Origin of the sequence: uncultured Friedmanniella sp. (assembly GCF_964244005.1) — a bacterium.
Lineage (GTDB): Bacteria > Actinomycetota > Actinomycetes > Propionibacteriales > Propionibacteriaceae > Microlunatus.
On the sequence record NZ_CAXTHG010000014.1, the window covers coordinates 38,459 to 61,353 of the forward strand.

Below are 22,895 nucleotides of genomic sequence, written 5' to 3' on the forward strand. Positions count from 1 at the left end.
AACGTAGGCCTATCCGCGCCCCTCCCCCTTCGCCGCGGCCCGCCCACGGGAGATACCTATGACTGACACCACTAGGTCGGTGGGTTCACACCACGACGTCGTCGACGAGCCGGGCCATCCGGCCGGCGACGGACTGATCAAGCCGGGGTACGACGACCGGCTCGCCAACACCGACCTCGCCCCGCTGAAGAAGCAGACCTGGTCGAGCTACAACATCTTCGCCTTCTGGATGTCCGACGTGCACAGCGTCGGCGGCTACGTGACAGCCGGGGCGCTGTTCTCCCTCGGCATCGCCAGCTGGCAGGTGCTGGTGTCGCTGGTGATCGGCATCTTGATCGTCATGTTCTTCTGCAACCTGGTGGCCAAACCGAGCCAGGTCAGCGGGGTGCCGTACCCGGTGATCAACCGGGCCATCTTCGGCGTCCGCGGCGCGAACATCCCGGCGATCATCCGCGGCTGCATCGCGATCGCCTGGTACGGCGTCCAGACCTACCTGGCCGCGACGTCGCTGATGATCATCTTCCTCAAGTTCTTCCCCGGATTCTCAGCCGGCTTGACGTCCACGACGTTCCTCGGCCTGTCGCCGCTCGGCTACCTCTGCTACGCCATCTTGTGGGTCGCCCAGGCGGCTGTCTTCTGGCGCGGCATGGAGGCCATCCGCAAGTTCATCGACTTCGCCGGGCCCGCGGTGTACGTGGTCATGATCGCCCTCTGCGTCTACCTCGTCGCCAAGGCCGGCATCGGCAACATCAGCCTCAACCTGAGCACCAAGCAGCTGAGCTTCGCGGCGTCCATCCCGGTGATGATCGCAGCCATCGCCTCGGTCGTGTCCTACTTCTCCGGGCCGATGCTCAACTTCGGCGACTTCTCCCGCTACGCTCGCTCGTTCACGGCCGTCCGCAAGGGCAACCTGCTCGGGCTGCCGGTCAACTTCTTGTTCTTCTCGATCCTGACCGTGGTCACCGCCTCGGCCACGGTGCCGGTCTTCGGTGAGATGATCACCGACCCGATCAAGACCGTGGAGCGGATCGACTCGGCCTTCGCCATCCTGCTGGGCGGTCTGACCTTCGTGATCGCCACGATCGGCATCAACATCGTCGCCAACTTCATCTCCCCGGCGTTCGACTTCTCCAACGTCAACCCGAAGAAGATCAGCTGGCGGATGGGCGGCATGATCGCCGCCATCGGCTCCGTGCTGCTCACGCCGTGGAACTGGTACAGCAGCGACCAGGGGATCCTGTTCACCCTCGGCATCCTGGGCGCGCTGATCGGCCCGCTGTTCGGCATCCTGATCGCCGGCTACTACCTGATCAGCAAGCAGCGGGTCTGGGTCGACGAGCTGTACACGATGGAGCCCACCGCGCGGTACTGGTTCCGCAACGGCTACAACCCGAACGCGGTCGTCGCGGTGCTGATCGGCGGCATCCCGGCCATCAGCGTGGTGCTGATCGGTGGGGTCGTGTGGAAGGGCTCCGGCAACGTGATCCTGTCCCACGCTGGTGACTTCAGCTGGTTCATCGGCTGCGGGCTCGGCTTCCTCGCCTTCTGGCTGCTCGAACGCAGCAACCCGCGGATCCGCGACCTCGAGGGCGACCGCGAGCTGGCCACCGACGGGGTCGGACAGTAGCCATGACGTCGGTGCGGCGGATCGCGGTGGTCAATCCCAACACCACGGTGGCGATGACCGAGAAGATGCTGTCCTGCGCCCTGCCGCTGGTCGACCCCGGCACCGAGCTGGTCGGGGTCACCAACACGACGGGTCCCGCGTCGATCGAGAGTCACGTGGACGAAGCCCTGGCGGTTCCCGGGCTGCTCCGCGAGGTCATCGCGGGCGAGGCCGCGGGGATCTCGGGCTACGTGATCGCTTGCTTCGGCGACCCCGGCCTGGACGCGTGCCGCGAGCTCGCGTCCGGGCCGGTGGTCGGCATCGCCGAGGCGGGGATGCACCTGGCCACCATGCTGGGGCGGTCGTTCAGCATCGTGACCACCCTCGGCCGGACGATGGGCCAGGCCGAGCACCTCGTGCAGCGCTACGGCTACGCGGGCAAGTGCCGCAGCATCTACGCCTGCGAGGTGGCGGTGCTCGAGCTCGACGAACCGGGGTCGGAGGCGCGCAAGCTCGTCGTCGACCACTGCCGCCGGGCCGTCGAGTACGACGAGGCCGACAGCATCGTGCTCGGCTGCGCCGGGATGGCCGACTTCTGCGCGGACGTGTCCGAGCAGGTCGGCGTCCCGGTGATCGACGGGGTGACCGCGGGCGTCCTGCTGGTGGAGTCGATGATCAAGCTCGGGCTGCGCACCAGCACCCGCTCGGAGTACGCGGCACCCCTGCCCAAGACGTACCGCTGAGCCAGGGCCTCCTGCTGCGTCAACGCCGGCGTACCGGCTGTTGCAGCTCGGTCACCCACTCGGACTGGTCCTCCGGCGGCCAGGCCCGCAGGTACACCTCCCGCCCCGGCCCTGCAGGAGACCAGCCCTGGGTCTCCAGCCAGCGGATCAACGCCTGCCAGGAGTCGCCGATCGTCTCCATCGTGCCGAGGTGCACCGCACAGACGCACTGGTCGACCGCAGGCAGCGCGACGACCTCGAAGCCCGGGGCGGGAGCCCCGGCGTAGTCGTAGCCGACGATGATCCGCAGCCCGTCCTCGGGGGAGGTGCCGTCGATCTCGTAGACAGCCACCCCGGTCTCGGGACAGCCTCCGGCGGCTCCGATCGCCGCGGCGACACCCCCGAACAGCGGTTCGACGACACCGGGGATCTCAGCCTGGCTCTCGACCGACGCCCGGCGGGCCGCGAGGCTCCGGGTGGGCAGGGTCTTGACGACGTACTCGGTCTCGGACATCTCGTTCTCCTTGTCGATGATCCGGTCGTAGTGCCGCAGCATCCGGACCGACACCTGGCCGAGCCGAGCGAAGTCTCCGATGGACATCATGAGGACGTTCTGGTCTATGACACCGTGTCAGGGTCAAGGCCGGCAGCCGGCGGTATCGGCTCGACCGACCAGTTCGACACGAGGTGGGTCACGCCGAAGTTCCGCAACGTCCGGTCCCCAAGGGTGCCGGGGTCGAACCGGGCGCCGCCGCGCCAGGCGCCCAGCCGCGGCAACCGGCCTGCGACCCGGGTGAGCCGGTGCAGCGGTTCCACCACCTCCGCCTCGAGGTCGTCCTCGGTCACCTCGGCGGCTGCGCGGTGGGTTGCGGTGTGGAAGCACAGCTCGTGGTCGGCAGCCACGGTGGCGAGCTCGTCGTCAGTCAGCCGCGGTCCGGCCTCGAGCAGCGTGTGCCGGAGCGGGAAGTAGTACGCCCGCACGCCGAGCCGGCGGCAGAGCTCGGCTGCCCAGAGGCCGGTCGAGCGGTCACCGTCGTAGATCGCGACCATCACCCGTGGCCCGTCCGTCCCAGTCTCCGGGTCGTAGGCCTCGCCCAGGTCGAGCACCCGGCGGATCCGCTCCTCGGCGGTCCGTCGGAACTCCGGCGGCACGGCGTGGAAGTTGAGGCTGAGCAGCTGGGCTGTGGTCTCCTCACCCGGGTCGCCGTCCTCCAGCCACCGCCGGCCCAACGAGGCCTGGTGCAGGTAGGCCGCGGTGCTGAACCGCTCACCGTGCTCGGGGCCGGGCAAGGTGTCCGCGGTGTGCAGCAGCATCGGCACGCCGACGTCACGCTGGTCGTCGGTCAGGACCGCTCGGGAGAGGCCGGCTGTCGACCCGCCGATCTCGTCCGGGTCGAGCTCGTCGAATCCCTCACTCGCCGCTGCCTCTGCGTCCACGAGGCTCAGTCCACCACGACGGGCCCACCGGCGCGGCCGTCCCGGGCGGCCGCGCGGCTGCGGAACCGCTGGACCAGCGCGGCGGCCGCGGCGAACGGCAGCAGCAGGACGCCGAGGTAGAGCGGGAGGAAGAGCAGCAGCAGGACGGCGGTGGAGCTCTCGTCGGTGATCATCTCGATCAGCGAGTAGCCCAGCGCGGCCGTGTAGACGCCGCAGCCGGCGGTCACGACCCCCATCGCCCGCGGCGTCAGCCGGGAGCCGATCGAGACCAGGGCAGCCAGCGCCAGCGGCCCGAGCAGGTTGTACGCCGTCAGGACGACGATGAACAACCCTCCACCCAGGGTCAACGCGTCCGCCCAGGCCTCGACCGCGGTCGCCGGGTCGAAGAGGCCCTGGAGGTACATCAGGATCACCACCGTGAAGACCGCGCACGCCGCCGGGAACACCAGCAGCAGCCGTCCCCAGCGACCCACCGGCGCCAGCCGGGCCCAGCTCACCGGCGTCATCGGGTGCCCCCAGCGGACGCGTGAGCGTCGAGGCTTCGTGACGTTGCGCGGCTGCACATCCGGATCACGGCTCCGAGCCCGAGCCCGACCGCGGCGGGGACCGCGACGAACAACGCGAAAAACACGAACGTGCCGAGCAGGTCGGCTCGCTCGATCGTCCAGGCGATCTCCAGGCTGGGGTAGGAGCCCGGACCGTGGGTCGAGCGCCACAGGTCGGCGGCGATCTCGTAGAGACTGACGACCGAGGCCACCACGGCCCAGAGCAGGCACAGCCGCAGCCGGTCGCGCTGACGGATCCCGTCGAGCAGCGCGACCACGAGGGCGGCGGTGGCCAGGCTGAACATCGCCATCAGGCCGCCGGCGAGAGCGTCGTCGGTGTCCCCGGTGAGGATCGGGGCGACCTCCGCCACGGCGAGGAGGGCGGCGGCTCGGAGGGTGGTGTCGAGCACCGCTCGGGCGGCTCGGCGGGCGGGAGAGACGGCTCGTGGTGGGGTCATACCTCGACTGTGCCGGGGCGGCCGGCCGGGCACGTCCCCCCACGGGATCGATGCGGTCATCCCGCAGGGGGAACCTCAGCCGGAGGTGTCCCCTCCGGAGGCTGACCCGACCAGTCCGCTCGCGTAGGCCAGGATCACCAGGGCGACCCGGTCCCGGCGGCCGGCGCGAGCCAGGATCCGGCCGACGTGGGTCTTCACGGTCGCCTCGGCGAGGTACAGCTCGGTGGCGATCTCAGGGTTCGTCCGGCCGCGCGCGATGGCGGTCAGGATCTCGCGTTCCCGCTCGGTCAGCGACGCGACCACCCGGACGGCTTCGGGGTCGCGCGCCGTCTGAGACCCGTAGCGCTCGACCAGCCGGCGGGTGGTGCTGGGGGCGAGGACGGTCTCGCCCAGGGCGACGCTGCGGATGCCGGCGAGCAGGTCGGCCGGCGGGCTGTCCTTGAGCAGAAAGCCGGACGCCCCGGCCCGCAGAGCCCGGTAGGCGTACTCGTCGAGGTCGAAGGTGGTCAGCATCAACACGCGCGGCGCGCCCGGGACGGCCAGGATGCGCTCCGTCGCGGCGACGCCGTCCAGCCGCGGCATCCGTACGTCCATCAGCACGACGTCGCACCGGGTGTGCCGCAGCTGAGCCACCGCGTCCTCGCCGTCGCCGGCCTGGCCGACCACCTGCAGGTCGGGCTGGGAGTCGATCACCATCGCGAACCCGGCTCGGACCAGCTGCTGGTCGTCGACCACGAAGACCGAGATCATCGGGCGCCTTCGCGTCCCGGCTCAGCGTCCTGCTCCGCCGCGGAGACGGGCATCCAGGCGGCGACGGAAAAGCCACCACCCTCGACGGGACCGACCCGGGTCCGGCCGCCGGTGGCCGTGACGCGCTCCCGCAGTCCGGTCAGCCCGACCCCGGGAGGGCCGGCCGCGTTCCGGTCGGCGTGGTCCCGGCCGGAGTCCTGCACCGTCACCGCCAGCTCGTCGCGGAGCCGGCTCACGGTGACGGTGACCAGCGGCCCGCCGTGCCGCCGGGCGTTCGTCAGGGCCTCCTGGATCACCCGGTAGGCGGTGAGCGAGGTGAGGTCGGACAGGTCGCCCAGCTCACCCTCGGTCTCGAGCGTGACCTCGGCACCGGCCGCTCGCGCCTCAGCCACGAGGTCGTCGAGCCGCCGCAGGCTGGGGGCGGGAGCGACCGAGGCTCGTCCGGCGGCCTCGGTGTCCTCGGCCCGCAACAGCCCGAGCAGCTGACGCATCTCCTGCAGGGCCGACCGGCCGGTCCGCGCGATCTCGAGCAGGGCCGACCGGGGGGCGTCGGCGTCGGGCGGCAGCGCGTAGGAGGCGCCGTCGGCCTGGACGATCATCACCGTCAGTCCGTGGGCGACGACGTCGTGCATCTCGCGGGCGATCCGGGTCCGCTCCGCCGCCGCGCTCAGCTCGGCGAGCTGGCTGCGCTCGCGCTCGAGCTGCTCGGCCCGTTCGCGGACGGCCAGGTCGCCCTCGCGGGCCCGTCGGGCCTGTTCGCCGAACGCCCACGCGGCGCCGACCAGGACCACCGCGCCCACCGTGCTCAGGGCCTGGGCCAGCGGCAGGTCGGGGCCGAGGCGGCCGTTGAGGTAGCCCCACCACTCGCGCCACACTCCGACCGCGACCAGGACGAGTGCGCCGCCGAGGCCGACCAGCCCGGTGCGCCGGTCCGTCCAGCCGCCGAGCGTGGCCAGCCCGAGCAGCACCGCCGCGTCGTGGAACCCGATCGGTACGCCAAGCAGGGCCTGGACCAGGGCGGCCGCGCCGATCAAGGCGGCGCTGGCGCGCGGCCGGGAACGACGCAGCGCGAGCGGCAGGACGACGAGGGGGACGAACAGCCAGTCCGCGAGCTCCAGCCGACCCGACAGCACCTTGAGCAGCACCGCGGCCAGGCCGGCCAACAGCACGGCCAGGACCAGGTCCGACACCTGCGCCGCTCGGGGAAGAGCCGTCACCCGCCGGTCCGGACGGGAGCTGTCGGAGCGCACGGGCGCACCCTACTTCGGCGTCTCGGTCAACGGAACTGTCAGTCCACCTGGGTAGCGTCGGCGACATCAGAACAGGTGTTCGAAGGGGGCTGGTGTGGTGGTGTCACAGGTGTCGCAGGTGCAGGGTGGTCCGACGCCGCAACAGGTAGCAGTCGCGGAGGAGCGGGCGGTCGCAGAGGTCTTGGCGGGTCGGATCTGCGCGGCGGCGGCGATGGTGGCGCGGTCGCAGTCCCAGCTGTTGGAGCTGGTCGGGGAGTTCGACGCGGTCGGCGCCGTTCGCTGGTGGTCGGGGGTGAAGTCGTTGGCGCACTGGCTGTCCTGGATGTGTTCGATGTCCCCGGGAACCGCGCGGGAGCACGTCCGGGTCGCCCGAGCCTTGCGGCGGATGCCGACCGTCCAGGCGGCGTTCGCGGACGGCCGGTTGTCGTACGCCAAGGTCCGGGAGATCACCCGGGTCGTCGACGTCGTCGCCGAGGCCGAGCTGTGCACCCTCGCGTTGACCGCGACCGCGTCGCAGCTGGCCCGCAGCATCGCCGGCTACCGCACCGCCGACGGGATGCGGCTGCCGGCGGAGGTGAAGCGGACGGTCCGCTGGCGGAGCCGTGACGATGGCATGGTCGAGCTGACCGCCCGGCTCCCCGCCGAGGAAGCCGCGGTGGTCCAGGCCGCGCTGACGGCAGCAAAGGACCAGTACGGCGCCCCGCCGGCCGCCCCCAGCCCCGATGTCAACAGCGACGCCGAGCAGCACGGCGGCCAGGTGGACACCCAACCCCGCTACACGAACGCCGACGCGCTGCTGGACGTCGCGCGGAGGTTTGTCCACAGCGCGCCGACCGACCAGTCCGGGGAGGACCGGACTCTGGTCGTCGTCCACGTCGCCGCCGACCAGCTCGGCACCCAGCTCGCTCCGACCGAGGAGGAAAACGTTCCCGCGGGAACGTTTTCGGTCCCGGCCGAGGCTGAGGGATCGGGTCGGCAGGCGGTCTGCCACGTCGAAGGGGTGGGTCCGGTGGAACCGGAGACCGCCCGCCGGTTGGCCTGTGACGCGACCCTGCTCGGTGCCCTCGTCGACCGGCACGGCGACGTCCTGGCCCTCGGCCGGACCCGCCGGCTGGTGTCGAAAGCCCAGCGCCGGGCGCTGATGATCCGGGACCGGATGTGCCAGTTCGACGGCTGCGCCCAGACCCGGCACCTTCAGGCCCACCACCGGATCTCCTGGGCCGACGGCGGCCCCACCGACCTGGACAACCTGATCCTGCTCTGCCAGTTCCACCAGACGTGCGTCCACGAAGGCGGGATCACCGTCGCCCGACGCGCAGACGGTGAAGCGCGGCCGTGGGAGTTCCGGATGCCCGACGGCACCGCCCACCGTCCCTGGTACACCGCCGAGAGGCTGCCGGCGACCCTGACTGCCCAGCTACAGCGCCGACAGCACGAACAAGCCACCCAGCTCGCCGGCGTGAACGGTCTGGACCACCCCGACGCCCGGACCATCCGGCCCGGCTGGGCCGGCGAACGCTTCGACCTCCACGCCACCGTGCACGCCCTCTTCGGCTTGCGCCTCCCTGAACCGGCCGAGACGGCGGCCCAACCGCAGGCGGCGGCCGCCTGATCTGCCGGGCCAGACGTTCACAGACCACGGCTCCGGTGTCGGAACCAGGTCGGCCGGGTGCTGGGCAGGGTGGCGGGCAGGAGACGGCTGATGCCGACGAGGAGCGTGTCCAGCACGGGGACGTCCATCGAGAGCATGTGCGCGATGACGACTGAACCGGCGATGCGGTTCCAACGCTCGATGTCGGTAGCGGACACAGCCCTCCGAACCACGTGCTGGCAGACGACACCAACCGTCGGCGTGTCGGAGGTCCATCTTCAGCACGTCGTCGGGGGACGGCGGAGGCAAGCGGACACGCGTTCCCGCGGGAACGTCTTCGGCGGATCGGCCGGGCAGAAGTCGTAGCGCCTAGAGTCGCGGGGTGGCTACTGCACTGACCGCCTACACCGACGTGCTCAGCCGTTCCGGTGAGGTCGTCGACGCCGACATCTCCGCCCTGGACCGGCTCGGGATACCGGTCACCAGCTGCTCCCTGCTCGCGGACGGGCACGTCGTCGCTCACGGCAACGGGTACGGCGCCGACGCCGAGGCGGCGCACCTGAGCGGGCTGGGTGAGCTGGCCGAGGGGGTGCTGGCGGCCCAGGCGGTGGACGGGTTACGACCACGGGCGCGGAGGGCCTCGTACGCCGAGCTGCTGGCGGCCGAGGGCGCGGACCGGGTCGCCGACCCGCGCTCGCTCTGCCTGCCGGCCGGGTCGCCGTACGCCGAGACGATGCCCCGTACCTGGGTTCCCTTGACGCGGCTGCGGACCGGCGACGAGGTGTGGGTGCCGGTCGACCTGGTGGTCAGCGAGTCCAGCGAGCTGCCCACCGGCTACACCCCGCTCGTCCCGCCCATCACCAACGGCCTCGGCGCCGGTCTCGACCCGGGACGACCGCTGACCCACGCGCTGCTGGAGATCCTGCAGCGGCACACCAACGGCTTACGCTTCCGAGCGCTGGACCGGCGCTCGCCCGAGATCGAGCGGGCCGGGCTGCCGACCGCCGTGCAGGAGCTGGTGGCCCGGGTCGAGGCCGCCGGCGTCGAGCTGGTGCTCAAGCACGCCCGGACCGAGCTCGGGGTCTGTTCAACCTACGTGATGGGCGTTGACCTAGCTCCGGGCTCCAAGATCCAGGTGACGGCCTGCGGCGAGGCCGCCCACCCCTCGGCCGAGGTCAGCCTGACCAAGGCCATCCTTGAGTACGCCAACTCCCGCGCGCGCAAGACCTTCATGTTCGGCCCCGCCGACCACTCCCGACCGCTGCTGCCCGAGCAGTACTGGGCCGCGCTCAACGGGCCGGGCGAGGCGCGGGCCACCGCCGCGATGCGGGCCTGGCGCGACCTCGGCACCGACGAGCTCCGCGAGCTGACCGCGCCCGACCGCAGCCGGACGGTCTCTTACGAGGCCATCACCACCGGGGCGCCGAATCCCGGCAGCAGCGCCGAGCTGCTCAACCAGCTGCTGGCTGGGCTGGCCGACCACGACGTGCTCGCCGCGACGATCACCCAGGGGGCGGTCTCCGTCGCCAAGGTCGTCGTTCCCGGGCTGGAGGTGGAGACGTTGTCCTACGGCCGGATCGGTGAGGCGAACGCCGCCGACCTGCTGGCCACCGACCTGGACCTGGTGCGGCGCCAGGACGGGCCGAGCGACACCCATCCCGACCGGGTGGTCCTGACCGAGGCCGCCGAGGAGCGTCTCGGCGGCCCGGTCTGGTACTCCTACGCCGCCGCCGACCGCGTCGTCGGACCGCTGTACCCGCTCTATCGCGAACCGGTCCGGCACACCGTCACGCTGCCGGACCGCTGAGGTCGTTCAGGTGGGCGCCGACGGCGACTCGGCCCCGTCGGCGAGCTCGACGGGTGAGCCGGAGCCGTCGGCAGGCACTGACCAGACGCTGACCCGGCCGTTCGCCGGGTCGAGCCGGCCGTAGCCGATGGTGTGGTCGTCCAGCCAGACACCCTGGTCGTCCACGTCGGCGGTCTCGGCCAGGGGGGTCCGGCGGGTGCTGCCGAGGTCGTAGACCTCGAGCCGCCAGGTGGAGTCGGGCAGCCGTCGCTTGTAGACCAGCCGGGTGCCGTCGGGGGAGAGCGAGGGGCACTCGATGCCGTCGCCGATCACCGACACCGTCTCCGCGGCCGCGTCACCCTGCACCAGGTAGAAGTGCTTGCCGGTGGCCATCGTGGCGTAGAAGGTGTTGTCGTCGGCGGCGAAGCTGACGCCCCAGAAGTTGGCGTCTGTCGGTGGTTTCCCGCCCTTGCCGGCGGCGTCGACGAGCCGGAAGTCCTCGAGGCTGGAGGTCAGCACCCCGGTAGCCAGGTCGAGCAGACCCGAGCGGGTGGAGAAGCCGGCGCTGGTGTAGGAGTCGCCGGAGACGAACATGGTCCAGGCCACCATTCGGCCATCGGCCGACAGCCGGGCGCGGGTCGGCACCCCGTTCACCGGCAGGGTCCGCTCCACCGACAGGTCCGAGGCCAGCACGTCCAGCACGAACGTGCCCGGCGAGGCCTCGTCCGGTCGCAGGCAGACGGCACGGCCACCGGCGGCGTAGACCCGCGCGCAGGTGGCGGCGGTCTGCGCCCGCGACCCGTCCGCACGGACCAGCGCCAGCCGGCCGGTCGTGGTGTCGCGGACCAGCATCCCCGGGCTCCGGAGGCTCACCGTGGGGTCGACCTCCACCTGAGGGTCAGGGCGGGTCAGAGCCCAGACCACCGCGACGGAGGCGAGCAGCAGGGCGGTCAGGACGGTGATGCCCACCTTGGCCCGGGTGGTGAGCGCGTTCACCGCACGCGCCTCGGACTTCGCAGCAAGCCGGCGCACAGCGGCAGCAGCAGGGCCGCGACCGCTGCCGCGGCCAGGCAGGCGGTCTGGACACCGACGCCCTGCCAGAGCAGCCCGAAGACCACCGACGAAGCGACGTACGCCAGGGCCTGCCCGGTCGACAGCAGGGCCAGCCCGGTGGTCCGCAGCGCCTCCGGGATCAGCGGCACGGCGAGCGCGACGAGCACGCCGTCGGTCGCGGCGTAGAAGGCGCCGTACAGGGCCAGGATCAGCCAGACCGGCCCGGTCCCGGCGGCGAGCAGCAGGTAGACCGCGAGCAGGCAGCCGTACCCGGCGACCACCACCGGCCAGCGGCCGAGCCGGTCCGCGGCCCGGCCGAGCGGCACGGCCAGCAGCAGGAACGCCAGGCTGGTGCCCACCGCGAGCAGCGGGAACGCGCGGACGGGCAGGTCGTCACGGTCGGCCAGCACCAGGTAGACGAACCCGTCGCCCACCGTGGCCAGCCCGAGCAGGGCCGCCACCCCGCACAGCCGACGGAACCTCCCGGCCCGCAGCAGGTCGCGGGCGCGCTGGGCCGTTGGACGCTGCGGTCGTGGCCCCTTCGCCGAGCCCAGCGAGATCGGGGACCCCAGCGGGTCCGCCTCGCGGACGAAGAGGGCCAGTACGAGCAGCCCGATCAAGGCGGCGGCGAGACTGCCCACGAAGACCGAGCTGTAGCCCTGCGACCCGGCCAGCAGCAGCAGGGCGAGGGCGGCGAGCGGACCGAGGAAGGCGCCGACGCTGTCCATCGCCCGGTGCACCCCGAACGCGCTGCCGAGGTCGGCCTCGGCCACCGACGAGGCGATCAGGGCGTCGCGCGGGGCCGTCCGGACGCCCTTGCCGGTCCGGTCGACGACGATCACCGCACCGACGGCCGAGGGGACGTTCGCGGTGCCGAGCAGGCCGATCTTGGCGACCGCGGACAGCCCGTACCCGACCAGGGCGACGAGCTTGCGGCGGGAGAAGCGGTCGGCCAGGTAGCCGCCGAGCAGCCGGGTCAGCGCCGTCGCCCCGGTGTAGAGGCCGTCGAGGACGCCGTACTGGGCCACGCTCAGGTGCAGGCCGAGGACGAGGTAGGCCGGCAGCACGGCGCTGACCATCTCCGCGGAGATGTCGGTGAACAGGCTCACGACCCCGAGGGCGAGGACGTTGCCGCCCGCCACCCGGCGCAAGGTGCCACCACTCAGCCGGGCGCTCCTGACCCCCTCAGCGAGATACAGCGCTGACTCAGCTCAGCCGGACGTGGTCGAAGTAGGTCCGGTTCGGCGTCGAGGCCCGGCCGTCGTCGTGGTTGACCAACGAGACGGTGTAGGAGTGGCCCGGCGTCACCTTCATCTTCACTTTCTTCCACTTCCCCTTGGTCACACAGGTACGCGGCAGCAGGGTGGAGGTCTTGGACGAGGTGTTGCGCCGGACCAGGATGGTCGCCCAGGCCTTCGACTTCTTGTCCGAGCACCGGCCGGACCACCACACGCTCAGGGTGTGCTTGCCACTCGGCACGGTCACGGTCTGGCTGACGATCGAGTCGCCCGTGGTCGCGGCGGTCGCACCGGCCAGGGCGGAGCGGCGGCCCTGGTGGTGGTACGTCGAGGACGCCGTGGTGCCCGAGGTGGCCCAGCGGCTCAGCGTGGACTCGAAGCCGCCGTTGCTGAGCCCGGTGGTGGCCTTCGGTGAGGTGGTCCAGATGGTGCGCAGCGGGGTGGCGTTGGCGGCGTGGCCGATCGGGGGCAGCCCGTACGCGTCCTCGATGGTCCGCAGTAGCGTGTAGTGGTTCATCCACTCCCCGTAGGTGCCGAGGCGCACCTGCTCACCCACCAGCAGGGTCGTGATCTGGTTGACCGTGCCGCCGGCGTTCTCGTCGAAGGTCACCACCAGCAGGCTGTTGTGGGTCTTCGCCCAGCGCGCGTAGCCGTCCAGGTTCTTCTTCAGCCACGCGTCGCCGGTCTTCACCGAGCAGTCGTGCATGTCGTGGCACATGTTGGGGGTGATGAAGCTGACGGTCGGCAGCTTGGCGTAGTCCTTCGGCATCGTCGTCAGCGGCTGGTTCTGCGCGACCGTGGTGGTGGAGAAGTCGACCCACGGGTTGTGCTTGCGCCGGTACTTGCCGCTCTTGCAGCCGGTGTAGCCGGCCGAGGGCAGCGACTCGGAGTAGCCGGTGAAGGTCAGCCCGGCGTCGGTCAGCTGGCGGGCCAGGTTGGCCTTGGCGCCGAGCTTCATCGGACAGTCGTCGTTGGTCACCCCGTGCTGGCTGCCCGAGAACAGCGCCACGTAGTTGCCCTGGCTGGGGTGGGTGACGCCGTAGGACTGGCTCATGTTGGCGCCGCGCTTGGCCAGGGCGTTCAGGTACGGGGCCTTGCTGCTGCCGATCACGCTGTGCCGGTTCTTGTTCTCCAGCACCACGACCACGGTGTGGTCGGGCCGGGGCACGCCGCTGGTGGCCTTCGCCGCCGTGACTGCCGCCACCGGGGCCGCCGCGCCGGCGTCGCTCGTGCTCACCGCACCAGCCAGCATCACGCACAGTCCGAGGCCGACACCGAGGCGGCGCAGGACCGACGGGCGCGCCCGTACGGGTCGGGACTCCGCGAACTCGGTCATCTCAGCTGCTCCCAGGTCGGGCCCCCGCCTCGGGTGGAGGTCCAAACCCTACGCAACCTCGCGAGAGCCGGTCAAAACCTCGACGAACTGGTGGGTGAGCCCTCGCCAGACCGGGATCAGCTCGGCGTCGTGGACCGCCACCTCCGCGACCCGCTCCGCCCCGACCTCGGGGTCGATCAGACCGGCCGCGGCGTCGGCGTCGGCCCAGGTGCCGAGGGTCTCGGGGTCGACCTCGGGATGGAACTGCACGCCCCAGGCGCAGTGGCCCAGCCGGAGCGCCTGGGTGGTGCCGCCCGAGGTGGTCAGCACCACCGCGCCCGGCGGCAGCTCGGTCACCAGGTCGAAGTTCCAGTGCACGGCGGCGGTGAGGTCCAGGCCGGCCAGCAGGGGGTCCGCGACCGACGCGGCGGTCCGGCTGACCGGGTGCACGCCGAGCTGCGGTCCGGTGGCCGAGCGGGCCACCCGGCCGCCCGCCGCGACCGCGAGCAGCTGCAGCCCGAGGCAGATCGCGAGGGTGGGGACGCCGTCGGCCACCGCCCGGGCGAGCAGCTGCTTGGTCGGGGTCAGCCACGGGTACGCGGCGTCGTCCAGCGCCCCCATCCCGCCCCCGAGCACCAGCAGTCCCGCGTACGGGTCGAGTGAGAACGGCGGCTCCTCACCCGTGTGGCAGGCGAAGACCTCGAGCACGCAGCCCGCCTCGACCAGCCACTCACCGACCCGTCCGGGCGGGCAGTCGGCGGTGTGCTGGATCACCGCAACGCAGGGCGGGTCCACACTCGTCATCGTTCTCCTCCGCTCGCGCGCCACCTCGGAAGTGTCGGACTGAGCGGCTACTGTTTTACCTTGCAGACGCCGAGGCGCTTGCTGGGTGGCGAGTGGAGGGATCAGGTTTTGGTGTCGGACAGTTCCTCCGGTCGTGGCGATTTTGTCCACCTGCACGTGCACTCGGAGTACTCGATGCTCGACGGGGCGGCTCGGGTGGCCGACCTCTTCGAGGGTGCGGCTGAGATGGGTATGCCGGCCCTGGCGATGACCGACCACGGCAACCTGTTCGGCGCCTACGACTTCTACGCCAAGGCCAAGAAGGCCGGCGTCAAGCCGATCATCGGGCTGGAGTCCTACGTCACGCCCAAGACCCACCGCAGCGAGCGGAAGCGGGTCCGGTGGGGCGATGCCGGCAACGGCGCCAAGGTGGCCGGCTCGAGCGGCGACGACGTCTCCGGCGGCGGCGCGTTCACCCACATGACGCTCTGGTCGGAGACGAACGAGGGCATGCACAACCTGTTCCGGTTGAGCTCGAGGAGCTCCCTCGAGGGCTACTTCTACAAGCCCCGCGCGGACCGCGAGCTGCTCCAGACCTACGGCAAGGGCCTGATCGCGACCACCGGCTGCCCCTCGGGTGAGGTGCAGACCTACCTGCGGCTGGGCAAGTACGACGAGGCGCGAGCCAGTGCGGCGGAGTTCCGGGACCTGTTCGGGGCCGGCAACTACTACGTCGAGCTGATGGACCACGGCCTCAGCATCGAGACCCGGGTCCGCGCCGACCTGCTGAAGATCGCGAAAGACCTGCACCTGCCGTTGGTCGCGACCAACGACCTGCACTACGCCTCCCAGGCCGACGCGGCGGCGCACGAGGTGCTGCTCTGCGTGCAGACCGGGTCGACGATGGCCGACACGAACCGCTTCAGGCTCGACGGTGACAGCTACTACCTGAAGTCACCGGCGGAGATGCGGGCGCTCTTCGCCGAGCTGCCTGAGGCCTGCGACAACACCCTGGCCATCGCCGAGCGCTGCGACATCTCCTTCACCGAGGGCAGCGGCACGTACATGCCGCGCTACCCCTGCCCGCCCGGGGAGGACGAGTCGTCGTGGTTCGTGCGTGAGGTCGAGGCGGGACTGCGCCGGCGCTACCCCGGCGGGGTGCCCGACGCGAGCCGCAAGCAGGCCGAGTTCGAGACCGGCGTCATCCTCTCGATGGGCTTCGCCGGCTACTTCCTCGTCGTCGCCGACTTCATCAACTGGGCCAAGGAGAACGGCATCCGGGTCGGCCCGGGCCGCGGCTCGGGCGCCGGGTCGATGGCCGCGTACGCGATGCGGATCACCGACCTCGACCCGCTCAAGCACGGCCTGATCTTCGAGCGCTTCCTGAACCCCGACCGGGTCTCGATGCCCGACTTCGACATCGACTTCGACGAGCGTCGGCGTGGTGAGGTGATCCGCTACGTCACCGAGAAGTACGGCGACGACCGGGTCAGCCAGATCGTCACGTACGGCACGATCAAGGCCAAGCAGGCGGTCAAGGACGCCTCCCGGGTGCTCGGCTACCCGTTCGGGGTCGGGGAGCGGATCACCAAGGCGATGCCGCCGCCGGTGATGGGCAAGGACGTGCCGCTGGCCAAGCTCTTCGACCGTGAGCACCCCCGCTACGGCGAGGGCGGTGAGTTCCGCGCGCTGTACGAGAACGACACCGACGTGGCCAAGGTGGTCGACACCGCCCGCGGTCTGGAGGGCCTGAAGCGCCAGTGGGGCGTGCACGCGGCCGGGGTGATCATGTCGAGCGAGCCGCTGATCGACATCATCCCGATCATGCGCCGCGAGCAGGACGGCGCGATCATCACCCAGCTGGACTACCCGACGTGCGAGGCGTTGGGGCTGATCAAGATGGACTTCCTGGGGCTGCGCAACCTCACCGTCCTCGACGACGCGGTGGCCAACATCACCCTGAACCGCGGCTTCGACCTGGTGCTGGAGGACCTGGAGCTGGACGACCCGGCCTCCTACGCGCTGCTCGGCCGCGGCGACACGCTCGGGGTGTTCCAGCTCGACGGCGGGCCGATGCGCTCGCTGCTGCGGCTGATGCGACCGGACAACTTCGAGGACATCTCGGCGGTGCTGGCGCTCTACCGGCCCGGGCCGATGGGGGCGGACAGCCACACCAACTACGCGCTGCGCAAGAACGGTCGCCAGGACATCACCCCGATCCACCCCGAGCTCGAGGAGCCGCTCGCGGAGATCCTGGGCACCACGCACGGCTTGATCGTCTACCAGGAGCAGGTGATGGCGATCGCGCAGAAGGTCGCCGGCTACACCCTTGGCCAGGCTGACCTGCTGCGGCGGGCGATGGGCAAGAAGAAGAAGGAGATCCTCGACGCCGAGTTCGTGCCGTTCTCGGGCGGGATGCGGGCGGGCGGGTACTCCGACGCGGCGATCAAGGCGCTGTGGGACATCCTGGTCCCGTTCTCGGACTACGCCTTCAACAAGGCGCACACGGCCGCGTACGGGCTGGTCTCGTACTGGACGGCTTACCTCAAGGCAAACTTTCCGGCCGAGTTCATGGCGGCGCTGCTCACCTCGGTGGGCGACGACAAGGACAAGATGGCCATCTACCTCGGCGAGTGCCGGCGGATGGGGATCTCCGTGCTGGCCCCCGACGTCAACGAGTCGGCGGCCAACTTCACCCCCGTCGGGACCGACATCCGGTTCGGCCTGACCGCCATCCGCAACGTCGGCTCGAACGTGGTCGACGGCATCGTGGCCGCCCGGACCGAGCACGGCAAGGCGGCGAGCTTCCACGGCTTCCTCGCTGCCGTGCCGCTGGTGGTCTGCAACAAGCGGGTGATCGAGTCCCTGATCAAGGCCGGCGCCTTCGAGTCGATGGGGCACACCCGGCGGGCGCTGATGAGCGTCTACGAGTCGGCCGTGGACGGCGTGCTGGACCTGAAGCGGAACGAGGCCCACGGCCAGGACGACCTCTTCGGCGACTGGTCGTTCGGTGAGGGAGGTCCTGACGGCGGCGAGACCGACCCGGTGCTGACGGGCAGCGTGCCGGACCTGGCCGACTGGGACAAGCGGACCAAGCTCGCGTTCGAGCGCGAGATGCTCGGCCTCTACGTCAGCGACCACCCGCTGCAGGGGCTCGAGCACATCCTGCTCGCCGAGCGGGACACCGGTATCGCCGAGCTGATCGGCGACGACGGGCCGGCCGAGGGCATGGTGACGATCGCGGGGATGATCACCAGCGTCACCCGCAAGACCACCAAGCGCGGCGACATCTGGGCGGTGATCACGGTCGAGGACCTCGAAGCCTCGGTGGAGGTGCTGCTGTTCCCCAAGGCCTACGACCTGGTCTCGACCGTGCTGGCCACCGACGTGGTGGTCAAGGTCAAGGGCCGGGTCAAGCGCGACGACGACAGCGTCTCACTCAGTGCCCAGGAGCTGACCCTGCCCGACATCAGCGACGCGCCGAGCGGGCCGGTGGTCATCTCGTTGCCCGCCGTCCGCTGCACCCAGCCGGTGGTCCAGCAGCTGCGGTCGGTGCTGGCCGCCCACCCGGGGATGACGGAGGTGCGGCTGCGGCTGCAGTCCTCGGGACGGACGACGGTGATGAAGCTCGACGCCCAGCTGCGGGTCACGCCCTCCCAGCCGTTGATGGCCGACCTGAAGGCGCTGCTGGGTCCTTCGTGTCTGGTGTCGTGACGTCGTGTCCGGGGCGGTAGCACCCGAACCGGCTGAGACCGTCGAGAAGCCGCCGCGTCCCCCCAGGCGGCGGACCGCGGTGACCAGCACGTGCCTGCTGGTGCTCGGACTCGGGCTCGGCGCGCTCGGCGGCGTGGTGTGGGAGGCGGTGACCGATCTGCCGACGTACCTCATCGGTCCCGACGGCAAGGCCACCACCACCGAGCGTGGGCTGGCCGACATGATCGGCCTGGACGCCTGGTTCGCGGTGATCGGCGCGGTCGTCGGCCTCGCCCTCGGGATCATCAGCTGGCGCCGGCTGCGCGACGTCGGCTGGCCGGTGGTGCTGGTGGGCACGGCCGCCGCGGTGCTCGCCGCGCTGCTGTGCTGGGCGGTCGGCAAGGAGCTGGGGCCGGGGGAGTTCACCCACCGGCTGCAGGTGGCCCGGCCCGGCGACCGGGTGCCGGTCGAGCTGACCCTGCAGGCGCGGGCCTCGCTGCTGGTCTGGCCGTTCTTCGCCGTGATCCCGATCCTGCTCGGCTCCTCGCTCGGCCGCGACGAGGAGGACCCGCGGCCCTCGGGGCGCTCCCCTTTGGACCGCGACCGGGGATCAGCCGCCGACTCCTGAGTCGAGCTGCCCGTTCACGGCAGCGGGCTGATGCGGCCGGTGGCGTCGTGCCGTGGGCTCGACCTGCCAGCCGGCCCGAGAAGACGAGGAAGCGGTCCTGCTCGCCGAGCCGGGCGCGCACGGTGTTCTGCTGCGAGAAGCGGACCCGCTGGGTCAGCCGGCCACCTGCGCGGTGACCGCGTCGGTGACCCGGACCAGGTCGGCGGGCGCGAGCTCCAGCTGCAGGCCACGCTTGCCGGCCGAGACGTAGACGGCGGCGAAGTCCGACGCCGACGCGTCGACTACCGTCCGCAGCCGGGTCCGCTGACCGATCGGGGAGATGCCGCCCAGCACGTACCCCGTGCTGCGGGTCGCCGCGCCCGGGTCGGCCAGCGCCGCCTTCTTGGCGCCGAGGACGCTGGCCAACGCCTTCAGGTCGAGCGAACCGGCCACGGGCACCACGGCCACGACCAGCTCGCCGCCGACGTCGACCAACAGCGTCTTGAAGATCCGGCGCGGGTCGACCCCGGTGGCCGCGGCCGCCTCGTCCCCGTAGTGCCGTTCCCCGTCGCTGTGGGCGTACGGGTGCAGCGTGTAAGCGACGCCCGCGCGGGTCAGCGCCACCGTCGCCGGGGTTCCCCCGCTCGCTCGCGCCATGGGAAAGTGATAGCAGACCCGGCCCCCGGCGTCCTCGGCGCCGCCTACCTGCTCCGACCCGTCCGACCGTGACGGTGCTCTGGCAGCCTGACGGTCTGACAGCTCGGTCAGGTCAGGAGGCGGAGGCCGGCGGTGACCGCGATGGCCACCAGGAAGACGACCAGGAAGCCGCGGCGGAGCAGCAGGGCGACCACGGCCGCGGCAACGCCGGCGAGGGTGCGCCAGTCGAGGGCGTAGTGGCCGCCGCCGTCGAACAGCTGGACGGCGACGAGCGCGGACAGCATGGCCACCGGCAGAAAGGCGGCGGTCCGCTGCACGCGGGGGCGGTTCAGGACCGACTCGGGCAGCGAGAGGCCGGCGAGCTTGAGCAGGTAGCCGCCCAACGCCGCCACCAGCAGCCCGACCCAGAGGCCGGTCACGGCTCCGGCGTCCGGGTCCGGCGCGGCAGCAGGCCGGCCAGTACGGCGACGCTCGCGGCCGCGATCACCGGGACTCCTTGGGGAACCAGCGGCACGAGCACCAGCGCCAGCCCCGCACCGGCCACGGCGACCCACCGCTGCGCCGCCCCGGCCAACCGGGGCCAGAGCAGCGCCAGGTAGACCGCCGGGGCCGCGGCGTCCAGCCCGAACGTGGCCGGGTCGATCGCCGCTCCGGCCAGCGAGCCGATGAGGGTGCCGACCTGCCAGAGCACGCAGAGGATGATCCCGGTGGTCCAGAACGCGTAGCGCTGCAGCGGCCGGGTCGGCTGGCCGACGGCCATCGCGGTCGTCTCGTCGATGACGAGGTGGGCGGTGCCCAGCCGTCGCCACCCGCGGGGCTGCAGGATCTCGGCCAGCGGCAGGCCGTAGAAGCCGTTCCGGACGCCGAGCAGCAGCGCAGCCGCCGCCGCCGCGAACGGCGACCCGCCCGCCGCGGCCACCCCGGCGAAGGCGAACTGGGACGCGCCGGAGAACATCACCAGGCTCAGCACCATGGTCTGGCCCAGGCTCAGGCCCGAGCTGACCGACACCGCCCCGAAGGATGCGCCGAACGCCGCCGCGTACAGGCCGATGCCGATCGCCGCACGGAGGACCGGTCGCCGTTCTGCCCGGTCGAGCGGGACAGGGACGGTCACCGCAGCGCCCCGAGCACCGCCACCAGCAGCGGCGCCACGACCAGCGCAGGCAGCAGGTTGCCGACCGGCACCTGCCGGATCCGCAGCAACCGCAGCCCGACGCCGATGAGCAGCAGCCCGCCAGCCGCGGTGATCGCGGCCAGGTGGGCCGCCGGCAGGACGTCGCCGAGCAGGTAGCCGACCACCGTGAGCAGACCCTGGACGACCGCGACGGTCAGCGCCGAGACCATCACGCCGACGCCGAGCGAGGCCGCGAAGGCGATCGCGGCGAAGCCGTCCAGGACCGCCTTGAGGACCAGCTGCTCCGGGCCGCGGCCGAGCCCGTCCGACAGGGAGCCGAGGATGGTCAGCGGTCCGACGCAGAAGACCAGCGAGGCCGTGACGAAACCCTCCAGGAAACGTTCTCGACCCGCCTCCCCAGCGCTGGCCCCGCCTCGGCTGAGCAGTCGACGCAACCAGCCGCCGAGGTCCTCGAGCCGGCGTTCGACGTCCACGAGCGAGCCGGCGATCCCGCCGAGCAGGACGGCGCCGAGCACGATCAGCACCGGTGCGGACGAGCCGACCTCAGCGGCCAGGTCGGCCGACTGCACCTCGACCGCCGCGAGCGCCCCGATCAGCAGGGTCACCAGACCGAGCCCGTCGGTGACGGTGTCGCGCGTCCGCTGGGGCAGCCGGTGGCCGAGCAGCAGGCCGACCCCCGAGCCGGCGAGCACCGTGGCCACGTTGACGGCCGTGCCCAGCCCGGGGAACGTCATGGTGGCCGACCCTACCGGGGGCTGGTCAGGTCAGCCGACGGTGACGGTGACGGTGACGGTGACGGTCGCGAGCGTGGGGTCGGCGGCGTACGCGATCCGGACGCCGGCGGCCCTGGCGTGGTGGAGCGCGGCGACGGTCCCGGCGGTGACCTGCTCGCCGGGGGCGAGGACAGGGATCCCGGGCGGGTACGGCGCGATCAGCTCGGCGCTGGTCCTCCCGACGGCCCGCGCGAGCGGCACGGCTTCGCGGCCGGCGAAGAACGCCTGCCGGGGGGCCATGGCCACCACCGGGTCGACCGTGTACGCGGTGGCCGGCGCCACCGGCCGTGGGGCACCGCGGTGCCGCGCGATCGCGTCGATGAGCGCGCCGACCAGGGCGTCCAGACTGGCGGCGGTGTCGGCCATGGTCGCGACGGCGACGATCACGTCACGGTCCGCCGACTCAACGGGCAGCCGGGCCGCCAGCAGGTCCCGCTCGATCGCGTTGCCGTCGGCTCCCGTACCGGGCAGCAGCACGGTCAGCTTGAGCGGGTCGACCCCCGCTCCGTCCAGCACGACGAGCCCGGGGACGTCGCACAGCCGGTCGCGCGCCGCGCGTACGGCGATGATGGCCCCGCCCAACAGCTCCCGCCCGTCCCGCTCGAGCAGCGCTCGCGCGGCGTCGGTGCTGGCCAGGACAGCGCCGGCCGGGCTCGTCGTCGCGGTCGCCTCGACGCCGGCCTCCAGCCTGGCCTGGTCGAGCCGGCCCGTCCGCGCCAGGATCAGCGCGGCCTGGCTCCAGGCCGGCAACGTCTTGTGCGCGCTCGTCACCATCACGTCCGCCCCGAGCTGCAGGGCGTGCGGGGGCAGGTCGGGGTGAAAGCCGAAGTGCGCCGCCCAGGCCGCGTCGACGACGAGCGGCACACCGTGTTCGTGGGCGGCCGCGGCCAGGCCGGCCACGTCGCCGACCGTCCCGACGTAGGAGGGGTCGCCGACCAGGACCGCTCGTGCACGCGGGTGTGCGCGCAAGGCCCGGCGGACGGTGTCCGGGGCGACGCCCAGCGGCAGTCCGGTCGCGGCGTCGACCTCCGGCCGTACCCAGACCGGGGTCAGCCCGGCCAGCACCAGGCCGAGCAGCAGCGAGCGGTGCAGCGTCCGGCTCACCACGACCTCGTCGCCGTCCCCGGCCAGGGCGAGCGCGACCGCCTGGTTGGCGTGGGTGGCGCCGCCGGTGGAGAACCGGCAGTAGTCGGCGCCCCACAGCTGCGCGGCCCGGGCCTCGGCCCGGGCCAGCACGCCGGTGCTGAGCTTCATCGTGTCCAGGCCGGCGTAGAGCGGGACGTCCCCGGCGACCACGTCGCCCACCAGGTCGGTCCGCTGCTTGTGCCCGGGGATCGTGAACGGGGCGGGCGGCTGCTCGTGGAACCTCAGCCACGCGTCCAGCAGCGGCGCGTCGCCCCTCAAGCCCCTCGGGTCAGTCGGCATGGCCGGTCCTCATGGCCGCGAGCCTAGGAGGGTGGTGTCGAACGGCCGCCGTTCGACACCACCCTCCTGCA

At 71.9% G+C, this 22,895-nt stretch carries 22 protein-coding genes; 6 read left to right on the forward strand and 16 right to left on the reverse strand.

The features are described from left to right. Positions 1–79 precede the first annotated feature (79 nt). The gene (locus ACFE76_RS10710; protein ID WP_375431742.1) at positions 80–1,627 is read left to right on the forward strand and encodes an NCS1 family nucleobase:cation symporter-1; all 1,548 of its coding nucleotides are present in this window, start codon (positions 80–82) and stop codon (positions 1,625–1,627) included. Between the two features lie 2 nt (positions 1,628–1,629). After that, positions 1,630–2,349 (forward strand): aspartate/glutamate racemase family protein, encoded by a 720-nt coding sequence (locus ACFE76_RS10715; RefSeq protein ID WP_375431743.1) that lies wholly within the window; start codon positions 1,630–1,632, stop codon positions 2,347–2,349. A gap of 19 nt (positions 2,350–2,368) precedes the next feature. On the opposite strand, the gene ACFE76_RS10720 is transcribed toward ACFE76_RS10715, so the two are convergent. The 6 genes from ACFE76_RS10720 to ACFE76_RS10745 form a co-directional block, all read right to left on the reverse strand. After that, a complete protein-coding gene (locus ACFE76_RS10720; protein WP_375431744.1) occupies positions 2,369–2,932 on the reverse strand; it encodes a GyrI-like domain-containing protein in 564 nt (187 codons plus the stop codon). 14 nt (positions 2,933–2,946) lie between these two features. Further along, complete coding sequence (locus ACFE76_RS10725) at positions 2,947–3,765, reverse strand: hypothetical protein (RefSeq protein ID WP_375431745.1); 819 nt, start codon at positions 3,763–3,765, stop codon at positions 2,947–2,949. Between the two features lie 5 nt (positions 3,766–3,770). Beyond that, positions 3,771–4,271, reverse strand: coding sequence for a hypothetical protein (locus ACFE76_RS10730; RefSeq protein WP_375431746.1), 501 nt, complete (start codon positions 4,269–4,271; stop codon positions 3,771–3,773). Then, entirely contained in the window at positions 4,268–4,768 is a 501-nt protein-coding gene (locus tag ACFE76_RS10735) for a hypothetical protein (RefSeq protein ID WP_375431747.1), read from the reverse strand. Before ACFE76_RS10735 ends, ACFE76_RS10730 begins: the two co-directional genes overlap by 4 nt. 75 nt (positions 4,769–4,843) lie before the next feature. Further along, on the reverse strand, positions 4,844–5,518 hold the full coding sequence (locus tag ACFE76_RS10740) for a response regulator (RefSeq protein ID WP_375431748.1): 675 nt from the start codon (positions 5,516–5,518) through the stop codon (positions 4,844–4,846). Continuing rightward, positions 5,515–6,768, reverse strand: a complete 1,254-nt coding sequence (locus ACFE76_RS10745) for a sensor histidine kinase (protein ID WP_375431749.1) — start codon at positions 6,766–6,768, stop codon at positions 5,515–5,517. The genes ACFE76_RS10740 and ACFE76_RS10745 overlap by 4 nt, the downstream gene beginning before the upstream one ends. Before the next feature lie 118 nt (positions 6,769–6,886). On the opposite strand from ACFE76_RS10745, the gene ACFE76_RS10750 reads away from it, so the two are divergent. Then, complete coding sequence (locus ACFE76_RS10750; protein ID WP_375431750.1) at positions 6,887–8,380, forward strand: DUF222 domain-containing protein; 1,494 nt, start codon at positions 6,887–6,889, stop codon at positions 8,378–8,380. Positions 8,381–8,397: 17 nt separating this feature from the next. Here ACFE76_RS10750 and ACFE76_RS10755 read toward each other — a convergent pair whose 3' ends face one another. Continuing rightward, positions 8,398–8,577, reverse strand: a complete 180-nt coding sequence (locus ACFE76_RS10755) for a hypothetical protein (RefSeq protein WP_375431751.1) — start codon at positions 8,575–8,577, stop codon at positions 8,398–8,400. A gap of 164 nt (positions 8,578–8,741) precedes the next feature. On the opposite strand from ACFE76_RS10755, the gene ACFE76_RS10760 reads away from it, so the two are divergent. After that, positions 8,742–10,166, forward strand: coding sequence for a YcaO-like family protein (locus tag ACFE76_RS10760; protein ID WP_375431752.1), 1,425 nt, complete (start codon positions 8,742–8,744; stop codon positions 10,164–10,166). A gap of 6 nt (positions 10,167–10,172) precedes the next feature. On the opposite strand, the gene ACFE76_RS10765 is transcribed toward ACFE76_RS10760, so the two are convergent. From ACFE76_RS10765 to ACFE76_RS10780, 4 genes are all read right to left on the reverse strand, one after another. Continuing rightward, on the reverse strand, positions 10,173–11,141 hold the full coding sequence (locus ACFE76_RS10765) for a hypothetical protein (protein WP_375431753.1): 969 nt from the start codon (positions 11,139–11,141) through the stop codon (positions 10,173–10,175). Beyond that, a complete protein-coding gene (locus ACFE76_RS10770) occupies positions 11,138–12,340 on the reverse strand; it encodes an MFS transporter (RefSeq protein ID WP_375431754.1) in 1,203 nt (400 codons plus the stop codon). Before ACFE76_RS10770 ends, ACFE76_RS10765 begins: the two co-directional genes overlap by 4 nt. Before the next feature lie 64 nt (positions 12,341–12,404). Beyond that, positions 12,405–13,772, reverse strand: coding sequence for an alkaline phosphatase family protein (locus ACFE76_RS10775; RefSeq protein WP_375431755.1), 1,368 nt, complete (start codon positions 13,770–13,772; stop codon positions 12,405–12,407). A 48-nt stretch (positions 13,773–13,820) separates the two neighbouring features. Then, entirely contained in the window at positions 13,821–14,555 is a 735-nt protein-coding gene (locus ACFE76_RS10780) for a type 1 glutamine amidotransferase (RefSeq protein ID WP_375431756.1), read from the reverse strand. 111 nt (positions 14,556–14,666) lie between these two features. Here ACFE76_RS10780 and dnaE point away from each other — a divergent pair, with 111 nt between their 5' ends. Both dnaE and ACFE76_RS10790 read left to right on the forward strand, forming a co-directional pair. Next, positions 14,667–18,248 carry a DNA polymerase III subunit alpha gene (gene dnaE, locus ACFE76_RS10785; RefSeq protein WP_375431757.1) on the forward strand — a complete coding sequence of 1,194 codons (3,582 nt, stop codon included), beginning with the start codon at positions 14,667–14,669 and terminating at the stop codon, positions 18,246–18,248. 79 nt (positions 18,249–18,327) lie between these two features. Further along, complete coding sequence (locus tag ACFE76_RS10790) at positions 18,328–18,855, forward strand: hypothetical protein (protein ID WP_375431758.1); 528 nt, start codon at positions 18,328–18,330, stop codon at positions 18,853–18,855. A 153-nt stretch (positions 18,856–19,008) separates the two neighbouring features. Here ACFE76_RS10790 and ybaK read toward each other — a convergent pair whose 3' ends face one another. From ybaK to ACFE76_RS10815, 5 genes are all read right to left on the reverse strand, one after another. Beyond that, complete coding sequence (gene ybaK, locus ACFE76_RS10795) at positions 19,009–19,491, reverse strand: Cys-tRNA(Pro) deacylase (RefSeq protein ID WP_375431759.1); 483 nt, start codon at positions 19,489–19,491, stop codon at positions 19,009–19,011. Between the two features lie 107 nt (positions 19,492–19,598). Next, on the reverse strand, positions 19,599–19,910 hold the full coding sequence (locus tag ACFE76_RS10800) for an AzlD domain-containing protein (protein ID WP_375431760.1): 312 nt from the start codon (positions 19,908–19,910) through the stop codon (positions 19,599–19,601). Then, positions 19,907–20,605 (reverse strand): AzlC family ABC transporter permease, encoded by a 699-nt coding sequence (locus ACFE76_RS10805; RefSeq protein ID WP_375431761.1) that lies wholly within the window; start codon positions 20,603–20,605, stop codon positions 19,907–19,909. The genes ACFE76_RS10800 and ACFE76_RS10805 overlap by 4 nt, the downstream gene beginning before the upstream one ends. Next, positions 20,602–21,360 carry a DUF554 domain-containing protein gene (locus ACFE76_RS10810; RefSeq protein WP_375431762.1) on the reverse strand — a complete coding sequence of 253 codons (759 nt, stop codon included), beginning with the start codon at positions 21,358–21,360 and terminating at the stop codon, positions 20,602–20,604. The genes ACFE76_RS10805 and ACFE76_RS10810 overlap by 4 nt, the downstream gene beginning before the upstream one ends. A gap of 30 nt (positions 21,361–21,390) precedes the next feature. Then, positions 21,391–22,824, reverse strand: a complete 1,434-nt coding sequence (locus ACFE76_RS10815) for an aminotransferase class I/II-fold pyridoxal phosphate-dependent enzyme (RefSeq protein ID WP_375431763.1) — start codon at positions 22,822–22,824, stop codon at positions 21,391–21,393. Positions 22,825–22,895 lie beyond the last annotated feature (71 nt).